At 61.6% G+C, this 8,677-nt stretch carries 6 protein-coding genes and 4 tRNA genes; 3 read left to right on the forward strand and 7 right to left on the reverse strand.

What is annotated here, in order from left to right; all coding sequences use genetic code 11:
• Positions 1-10: 10 nt before the first annotated feature.
• The 3 genes from VGO04_RS09195 (at position 11) to recJ (ending at position 4,684) form a co-directional block, all read left to right on the forward strand.
• Positions 11-1,234, forward strand: coding sequence for an LL-diaminopimelate aminotransferase (locus VGO04_RS09195; protein ID WP_414650525.1), 1,224 nt, complete (start codon positions 11-13; stop codon positions 1,232-1,234).
• A 90-nt stretch (positions 1,235-1,324) separates the two neighbouring features.
• Positions 1,325-2,647, forward strand: a complete 1,323-nt coding sequence (locus VGO04_RS09200; protein ID WP_327495641.1) for a homoserine dehydrogenase — start codon at positions 1,325-1,327, stop codon at positions 2,645-2,647.
• Between the two features lie 234 nt (positions 2,648-2,881).
• Positions 2,882-4,684: a single-stranded-DNA-specific exonuclease RecJ gene (gene recJ / locus VGO04_RS09205; RefSeq protein ID WP_327495642.1), complete on the forward strand. Its 1,803-nt coding sequence runs from the start codon at positions 2,882-2,884 to the stop codon at positions 4,682-4,684.
• 56 nt (positions 4,685-4,740) lie between these two features.
• Here the strand turns inward: recJ and VGO04_RS09210 are convergent, their stop codons facing one another.
• The 7 genes from VGO04_RS09210 to VGO04_RS09240 form a co-directional block, all read right to left on the reverse strand.
• Complete coding sequence (locus tag VGO04_RS09210) at positions 4,741-5,178, reverse strand: GNAT family N-acetyltransferase (protein WP_327495643.1); 438 nt, start codon at positions 5,176-5,178, stop codon at positions 4,741-4,743.
• A gap of 200 nt (positions 5,179-5,378) precedes the next feature.
• Positions 5,379-5,453: transfer RNA gene (locus tag VGO04_RS09215), tRNA-Glu, on the reverse strand.
• A gap of 208 nt (positions 5,454-5,661) precedes the next feature.
• Positions 5,662-5,736 (reverse strand) — tRNA-Glu (locus VGO04_RS09220).
• 197 nt (positions 5,737-5,933) lie between these two features.
• Positions 5,934-6,008: transfer RNA gene (locus VGO04_RS09225), tRNA-Glu, on the reverse strand.
• 199 nt (positions 6,009-6,207) lie between these two features.
• Positions 6,208-6,282 (reverse strand) — tRNA-Glu (locus tag VGO04_RS09230).
• Between the two features lie 135 nt (positions 6,283-6,417).
• Complete coding sequence (locus VGO04_RS09235) at positions 6,418-7,770, reverse strand: D-Ala-D-Ala carboxypeptidase family metallohydrolase (RefSeq protein WP_327495644.1); 1,353 nt, start codon at positions 7,768-7,770, stop codon at positions 6,418-6,420.
• 396 nt (positions 7,771-8,166) lie between these two features.
• Positions 8,167-8,607 carry a VOC family protein gene (locus VGO04_RS09240; RefSeq protein ID WP_327495645.1) on the reverse strand — a complete coding sequence of 147 codons (441 nt, stop codon included), beginning with the start codon at positions 8,605-8,607 and terminating at the stop codon, positions 8,167-8,169.
• Positions 8,608-8,677: the final 70 nt, after the last annotated feature.

Here is an 8,677-nt window from a genome sequence, read left to right on the forward strand (position 1 = left end):
CAAACGAGGTTTGGAGATGGAAGAGTTTCACAAAGTCCGGCGTTTGCCGCCCTATGTTTTCGAACAGGTCAACCGTTTGAAAGCAAGCGCGCGAGCGGCCGGTGCTGACATCATCGACCTCGGCATGGGCAATCCGGATCTACCCACACCACAGTCGATTGTCGACAAGCTCTGCGAGGCCGTTCAGGACCCGCGCACGCATCGTTATTCGTCGTCGAAGGGCATTCCCGGGCTGCGTCGTGCCCAGGCCGCCTACTACGCCCGTCGCTTCGGCGTCAAGTTGAACCCGGATACGCAGGTCGTCGCCACCCTTGGCTCCAAGGAAGGCTTCGCCAACATGGCGCAGGCGATCACCGCACCTGGCGACGTGATCCTTTGCCCGAACCCCACCTATCCGATCCATGCGTTCGGCTTCCTGATGGCCGGCGGCGTCATCCGCTCGATCTCGGTCGAGCCGGACGAAACCTTCTTCGGGCCGCTGGAGCGCGCCGTTCGCCATTCGATCCCGAAGCCCTTGGCGCTGATCCTCAACTATCCGTCGAACCCGACGGCGCAGGTGGCTACCCTCGACTTCTACAAGGACGTGATCGCCTTTGCGAAGAAGCACGACATCATCGTGCTGTCGGATCTTGCCTATTCGGAAATCTACTTCAACGACGCGCCGCCGCCGTCGGTCCTGGAAGTTCCAGGCGCGATCGACTGCACGGTCGAGTTTACCTCGATGTCGAAGACCTTCTCGATGCCGGGCTGGCGCATGGGCTTTGCCGTCGGCAACGAGCGGCTGATCGCGGCGCTGACCCGCGTTAAGTCCTACCTCGACTACGGTGCGTTCACGCCGATCCAGGTGGCTGCGACCCAGGCACTGAACGGTGACGGCAGCGACATTGCCGAGGTGCGCAACATCTACAAGCGCCGCCGCGACGTCATGGTCGACAGCTTCGGCAAGGCCGGCTTCGAAGTGCCGCCGCCGGCAGCGACGATGTTTGCCTGGGCGAAGATCCCCGAGAAGTTCCGTCATCTGGGCTCGCTCGAGTTCTCCAAGCTGCTCGTCGAAAAGGCGGACGTCGCGGTTGCTCCGGGCATCGGCTTCGGCGAACAGGGCGACGACTATGTTCGTCTGGCCCTCGTCGAAAACGAGCACCGCATCCGCCAGGCGGCACGCAACATCAAGAAATTCCTGTCGACCGCCGACGAGACGATGCACAACGTCATCTCGCTCAACGCGCACAGGTAATTAAGACGGGAGGCGTGCTTGATTGCGCGCCTCCTTCCACAACGGCGCCACGGTTCTCGCGGCTTGCCCTCTACATGTTAGGAAATGGCTATGGCAGATGCCCTCAAAATCGGCATTGCGGGCTTGGGTACCGTTGGTGCCTCGCTCGTGCGGATCCTCCAGGATCGTCACGAGATGCTTGCGACAACGTGCGGACGGGCGATCGAGACCACAGCCGTAACCGCGCGCGACCGCAACCGGGACCGGGGCGTGGACCTCTCCAGCGTGGCCTGGTTCGATGATGCCGTCTCGCTTGCGCGCAACGCCGATATTGACGTCTTTGTCGAATTGATGGGCGGCTCCGGCGACCCGGCCTATTCGGCCGTCAAGGCGGCGCTTGAGCGCGGCATTCATGTGGTGACTGCCAACAAGGCGCTGCTTGCAGCGCACGGCATCGAGCTTGCCAAGATTGCCGAGGAGAAGGGCGCGCTTCTGAACTACGAAGCAGCCGTTGCCGGTGGCATTCCGGTCATCAAGGCGCTGCGCGAATCCATGACCGGTAACACGATCTCGCGCGTCTACGGGATCATGAACGGCACGTGCAACTACATCCTGACGAAGATGGAGAAGGAACAACTGTCCTTCGAAGCCTGCCTCAAGGAAGCTCAGCGTCTCGGTTACGCCGAGGCCGATCCGGCCTTCGACATCGAAGGCAACGACACAGCCCATAAGCTGTCGATCCTGACCAGCCTTGCCTTCGGCACCGCAATCGCGGCCGACGACATCTATCTCGAAGGCATCACGAATATCTCGATCGACGATATCCATGCGGCCGCCGATCTCGGTTATCGCATCAAGCTCCTCGGCGTCGCCCAGCGTACTGAAAGCGGTATCGAGCAACGTGTCCACCCGACGATGGTCCCTTACGATTCCGTCATCGCCCAGGTCGACGGCGTGACCAATGCGGTTGCGATCGAATCCGACATTCTCGGCGAACTGCTGATGGTCGGCCCCGGTGCCGGCGGCAACGCGACGGCGTCGGCCGTTCTTGGCGATATCGCCGACATTGCGAAAAGCCGCCCGGGCGCCCAGCATGTTCCGGCCTTCGGCCGTCCGACCAATGCACTGCTTCCCTACAAGCGCGCGCAGATTCAGAGCCACGAGGGCGGCTACTTCATCCGCCTGAAGGTGGTCGACCGCACCGGTGTCTTTGCAAGCATCGCGACCCGCATGGCCGACAACGGCATCTCGCTGGAATCGATCATGCAGCACTCCAAGCACCTGATGGAGAGCGGCGAGCCGCAGACGATCATCCTGGTGACGCACGCGACCTCCGAGCACTCCGTTCGCGATGCCATCAAGGCGATCAAGCACGAGGGCTATCTTGTCGGCGAACCGCAAGTCATCCGCATCGAACGCCCGAAGGCGAGCTGACGGCGCGCCGTTGCGCGTCTCCATACGGTAAGGCGCAACCCGACCACCGATCGCGTTTTGAAGCCCCGCCCGCACATCAGTGCCGGCGGGGTTTTGCGTTTCAGGGGTGTTTCATGCGACCGAGACCGGGAAAACCCTTGGAAACGGAGGATCCCTGTGCACACCGTTCCAAAATCCGTCACGATTTTCGACGTTATGCGCTAAGAACGGTTAGGTGCAGGCGGATGGGCGAGCATGGAAGAATTGGTGGATCCGGTACAGCGGGCCTTTCTCGGCGTCGAGCAATCGATCAGCGGCCAGCGCTGGGTCTCGCGGCTTGATCAGGCGGGCCAGAACCGCGCGCTCGCCATCAGCCAGGTCCACGGCTATTCCGATCTCCTCGGACGCGTGCTTGCCGGCCGCGGCGTCGTGCTCGACGATGCGGCCAGCTTTCTTGATCCGACGCTGCGCTCGCTCATGCCCGATCCGGACAAGCTCACCGATTGCCGCAAGGCCGCAGATCGCCTGGCCATGGCGATCAGGCGGCGCGAGAGGGTCGTCGTCTTCGGCGACTATGACGTCGATGGCGCCGCATCCTCCGCGCTGATGGCGCGGTTCCTTCGTCATTTCGGCATCGAGGCGGAAATCTACATTCCGGATCGTATCTTCGAGGGCTATGGGCCGAACCCGACGGCAATCGAGCAATTGATCGACAGAGGCGCCGAGCTGATCGTCACGGTCGACTGCGGTTCGACGAGCCACGAGTCGCTCGATGTCGCGGCGAAACGGGGCATCGATGTTGTCGTCATCGACCACCACCAGGTCGGAGCGTCGCTGCCGGCCTGTCACGCACTCGTCAATCCCAACCGCGAGGACGACCTTTCCGGCCAGGGACATCTCTGTGCAGCCGGCGTGGTCTATCTGGTTCTCGTCAACACGTTGCGCGTACTGCGCGGTGCCGGCGATGCCCGCGTATCGTCTTTCGATCTCCTGGCGCAGCTCGATCTGGTGGCGCTTGCGACCATCTGCGACGTCGTGCCGCTGAAGGGGCTCAACCGCGCCTATGTCGTCAAGGGCCTGATCGCAGCGCGGCACATGGGCAATGTCGGGCTCTCGGCCCTGTTGCGCAAAGCGGCGATCGGCGGCCCGGTCACGCCCTATCATCTCGGCTTTCTGGTCGGCCCTCGCATCAACGCCGGTGGTCGCATCGGCGATGCCGCACTCGGCAGCCGGCTGCTGGCGATGGACGACAGCACCGAGGGGGAGAAGATCGCAGCTCAGCTGGACGAACTCAACCGCGATCGGCAAGCGATGGAAGCCGCGATGCTGGCGGAAGCCGAGGCCGAGGTTCTCGCAGAGTACGGAACAGGCGAGGGCGCCTCGGTGATCGTCACCGCGCGCGAAAACTGGCACCCGGGCATCGTCGGGTTGCTTGCTGCGCGCATCAAGGAGAAGTTCCGCCGCCCGACCTTTGCGATCGCCTTTGACCCGAACGGCAAGGGCACCGGCTCCGGCCGCTCGATCAACGGCTTCGACATGGGCAAGATGGTTCGCGGCGCTGTCGAGGGTGGCCTGCTGGTCAAGGGTGGCGGCCATGCCATGGCGGCAGGCCTGACCGTCGAGCGCGCGAAACTCGGCAAGCTCAGGCAGTTCTTCGAGGAGCGCGCGGAGACGGCGGTGCGCGAACTCGTCGCCATCCAGACGCTCAAGGTCGACGGCGCGCTTGCCGCCTCCGGGGCGACGCTGGAGCTCATCGATCTCCTGGAGCAGGCCGGTCCCTATGGCTCCGCACACCCGCAACCCGTCTTCGCCTTCCCGCAGCACCGGCTACGCGACAGCCGGCAGGTGGGCGCCAACCACATCAAGGTGACGCTGGAAGGCCAGGATGGCAGCCGGCTCGACGGTATTGCCTTCAGAGCCACCGAGACGCCGCTTGGCGATTTTCTTCTCTCGAGCAGGGGGACGTCAATCCACGTGGCAGGATCGGTCTCGGCCGATCTGTGGCAGGGCCAGCGGCGTGTGCAACTGCGCGTTACGGATGCGGCGAAGGCGCTTTGACGAACTGCCATCACGCCGCTTTCGAAGTTGCAGATCGCCGTGTCTGATGCCGCGATCTATCGAACGCCGGAGCCACCCGCCGAACCGATCGAGAACAGGTTCAGTCCGGAAACGTCGCCCTCGATTTGTTCGAAGCCACGCGCGAGATAGTACGGCGAGTTTTCAGGACTGGCGCAGAGGTAGCAGGTCTCGTGCCCCAATGCGGAAGCCTCCTGTCGGGCTGCTGCCAACAGTGTGGCGGCAATCCCTTGCCGACGCGCCTCCGCCTCGACCCAAAGTGCTGTAATCCACGGAGCATATTGCGGGCGTTCGTCGAGGTCGTTCTCGATGACAAAAACCGACCCGAGATAAAGGCCCGGGCTGTGCGCCACGAGGGCAAACGGGATGCCGTGTCCCTCAATCATCGGATCGAGGTGAGCGCGATACTCTGCCAAGGACACGTCAGTGGCCGTCCACCACGCATTCCAGGCGCGGTCGGCACTGTGTCTGTCCAATGCGGGCAGCTCTTCAGGTTGGAGATTTGGATCATGAAAACTCAAACGATTCAGTAAGGTGAGGGAACCAGTCCGCAAAATGGACAAGCGAATCCGGGCTGCCGATCGATGCGGTAGAAACAGGGAGGCCGACAGCGCGTAGGGTCGGAATCAGGAACTGGCGACAGACGCCGTTGCGAGCGGCCGACGTCAACGACAATTGGCACGCCCAACGGGAATCGAACCCGTGTTGCCGCCGTGAGAGGGCGGCGTCCTGACCGCTAGACGATGGGCGCCCATGCTTCCCGCCGATGACTTGCAATGCAGTCGTCAGCGACTGCGAGAGTTTCACCTGCGGATATTATGCCTTTTCAGCACAAACGACGACATAAAACCACCAGCATGGATTCTGGCAAATGAATGCCGGAGCGTCATCGGCAAAAGCCGCGCGTGCGCTGACGTTGCGTCATAAACTCGTGAATGCAGGGGAGGAATTCAACACAGTGGCACGCCCTAGGGGAGTCGAACCCCTCTTCCCAGAATGAAAATCTGGTGTCCTAACCGATAGACGAAGGGCGCACTCGCTGTGTGGGCGCCTTATAGCCAGCGACTCTGAATACCGCAAGCGCCAATCTCAGGTTTTTTGTGATTTTCCTGTTCAAACTGACAGGAAATTTTCATCGCCGGAGGACGGGGAATTGCAAGTCGAAACAAGCGGTAAAACGCTGTTCTTGAAGCCGAAAATCGATTGATTTTTAGGGGGAGGTTCAACACAGTGGCACGCCCTAGGGGAGTCGAACCCCTCTTCCCAGAATGAAAATCTGGTGTCCTAACCGATAGACGAAGGGCGCACGCGCTGTGTGGGCGCCTTATAGCCAGCGACTCTGGATATCGCAAGCGCCAATCTCATGATTTTTGTGCTTTTCCTGTTAAAAACAGCGAGAAAAATCCGGCACGCCGCAGGCCGGAATTGAAGGCGTGCTCAAGACAGTAAGGCGCTGTTTCAGATGAGCAAGATAGCGATTTTTGGGGGAAGAAAGATCAACACAGTGGCACGCCCTAGGGGAGTCGAACCCCTCTTCCCAGAATGAAAATCTGGTGTCCTAACCGATAGACGAAGGGCGCACTCGCTGTGTGGCCGCCTTATAGCCAGAGGATTTGAGAACCGCAAGCGGCAATTTTCATATTTCTGTAAAAAATCCACAGGGCGGAAAACGGTCGGGAAATTTCGTGAATCGGCCGTAGAAACAATGTCTTGGTTCAGCCCTTGCTGCGCCGGCAGCGCCAGTTCCAATCGCGCTGGGCGCCAATGTCGATATGTACGGATTCCGTGTGGCAATAGGTGCCGACGCCGCCACGGCCGGGGACGCTGCGCAGGAATTCGGCCAGATCCCATTTGCTGACGCCCTCGACCTGGATGTCGGCCGCCTCGCAGCGCGTATGCAGCGACTGCTTGGCACGGTTGACCTTGATCGGGCGCAGGCCCGAAGTCACCATCACTTGCTTGCCGTAGTGCGTTTCCACCGTCTTCAGCATCTGCATCAGTTCCGGCTTGAAGCAGCCTGCCTCGACCTTCTCAGTCTGCATGATGAGGCCGCTCGGCGCCAGTCGCGCCAGGCCCGAAAGGGAGGCGACCTGAACGGGTGCGTCGTCCTCGCCGCCAAGGTGCTCCTCGTGCTCGTAGTTGTAGAGCGAATTCAGTTTGACGCCAGGGAGGGTGTAGGCGAGGGAGGCGGTTTGCGGTTGACTGGCATTGCTCGTGGTAATCGTCTTCTTTTCCGCTGGTTGCGCGGCGCGAAGCGCTTCCTGTTGCGGTTTTTCCTTGCGTTTTCCCGCAAAGAGCGCCGCCAGCGTCCAGGTTTTCGGCGCTTCCTTGTCACCGTTGACCTGCTTGTTTTCGGATTCCGGCTGCTGCGCGGCCGCCAATTCCGCTTCTCCCGGCGCGATTTCGGCGTTGGCTACAACCTGCGGCGCAGACGATGCCTGGCCGCTTGCAGCCGCCTCGGCACTCAGTGGCACGGGAACCGCTACGGGAAGGGCGTTCTGTTGGTCGGTAGACGGCGCGTAGGCGGAGACGGCCGTGTCGGGTGTCGCGCCGGTCGCCATGTTCGACGCGCCCTGTTGCGGTGTCGCAACTTGCGGTGTCGCTAACGGCAGAGGCTGTTGCTGCTTGCCGCTGAAGAGGCTGTTGGAGGTCGCGTTCATCGCCGGCTGGCCTGCCGGAAGCGGGACCGTCCCCGTCGTCGTCTGCGGCTCGTTGGTGGTTGCCATCTGTGCGGCAGGCGCCTGGCCGTAGATGCTCGATGATGCGGCTCGAAGGCCGGTTGTCTGCATTGTCAGGGGTTGCCCTTGCCCCGTATCTTGGGCCGTGGGATTGCCAGCGCCCTGCGCTTGTGGGTCGCTGCCGAGCGCAACCGCCTGCCCATCCTGGACGATACCCTCCTGCGCAGCCGCGGCCGCTTGCTCCGTCTGTCCCTCTGCCTTCAGCGCCGTTGCCGCATCGTTTTCCGCAACTGCCGACATGCAGCCGCTCAGCGCCAGCAGCGATACGGATAGAGCTGCCGCGCGCGCGACTGCCGCGAGCACGGTCCCCTTCTTGTGCAGATGTTGCAACGTCTTATCCCCGCTCTCCGTGCACGACGGGCGAGGTCTTCGCCTTGTCATGCATTAAGTTTCAGTTCCGAAACATCGCCCAGAACAAACAAAAGCACACTTCGCGCGCCGATCCGGAAGATCGCCACGGAAAAGATCAGGCCAAGTACAAAAGGGGGTCGCCGCCACGAGACATCGCGGATAGGACCCGGCATCAACGTTTCGCGCGAAAAAATACTCAACGATACGCGATTTGTAAACCGGCGCTAACCTTGAGCCCGCATGTTTCCGACATGCAAAGGCCCGGATCAACCGGGCCCAGATCATTCATAGCTGTTGCTGATCGACGGCTCGGCCATGCCAGCCGGGATTGCCGGCCGCATGAAACCATCTTCGTCAGTCAGAATTGCGCGGAGCTTACCACGCGCCGGTATTGCCCATCGAAGCCCATGGCTCCTGCGGCGGGCGGTTCTCGCCTTTTTGCAGGATCTCGATCGAAATGCCGTCGGGCGAACGCACGAACGCCATGTGGCCGTCGCGCGGCGGCCGGTTGATGGTCACGCCATTGTCCATCAGGTGCTGGCAGAAGCCGTAGATGTCGTCGACCTCATAGGCGAGGTGGCCGAAGTTGCGCCCGCCGGTATAGTCTTCCGTATCCCAGTTGTAGGTGAGCTCGAGGCAGGGCGAAAGTTCGCCGCGTGCGCGGTCCAGGTCGCTTGGAGCCGCGAGGAAAACCAGCGTGAACCGGCCCTTTTCGTTCTCGTAGCGGCGGATTTCCGTCAAGCCGAACACCGTGCAGTAGAACTTCAAGGCCTCGTCCAGATTCTTGACGCGAACCATCGTGTGCAGATAGCGCATTGCATTGTCCCTGTTTTGCAGAAGATGGCGTATAGTGGGCTGTCAGCAAGCCAGAGGCAAGGCTGCGTCC

Origin of the sequence: Ensifer sp. (genome assembly GCF_035999185.1) — a bacterium.
GTDB lineage: Bacteria > Pseudomonadota > Alphaproteobacteria > Rhizobiales > Rhizobiaceae > Ensifer.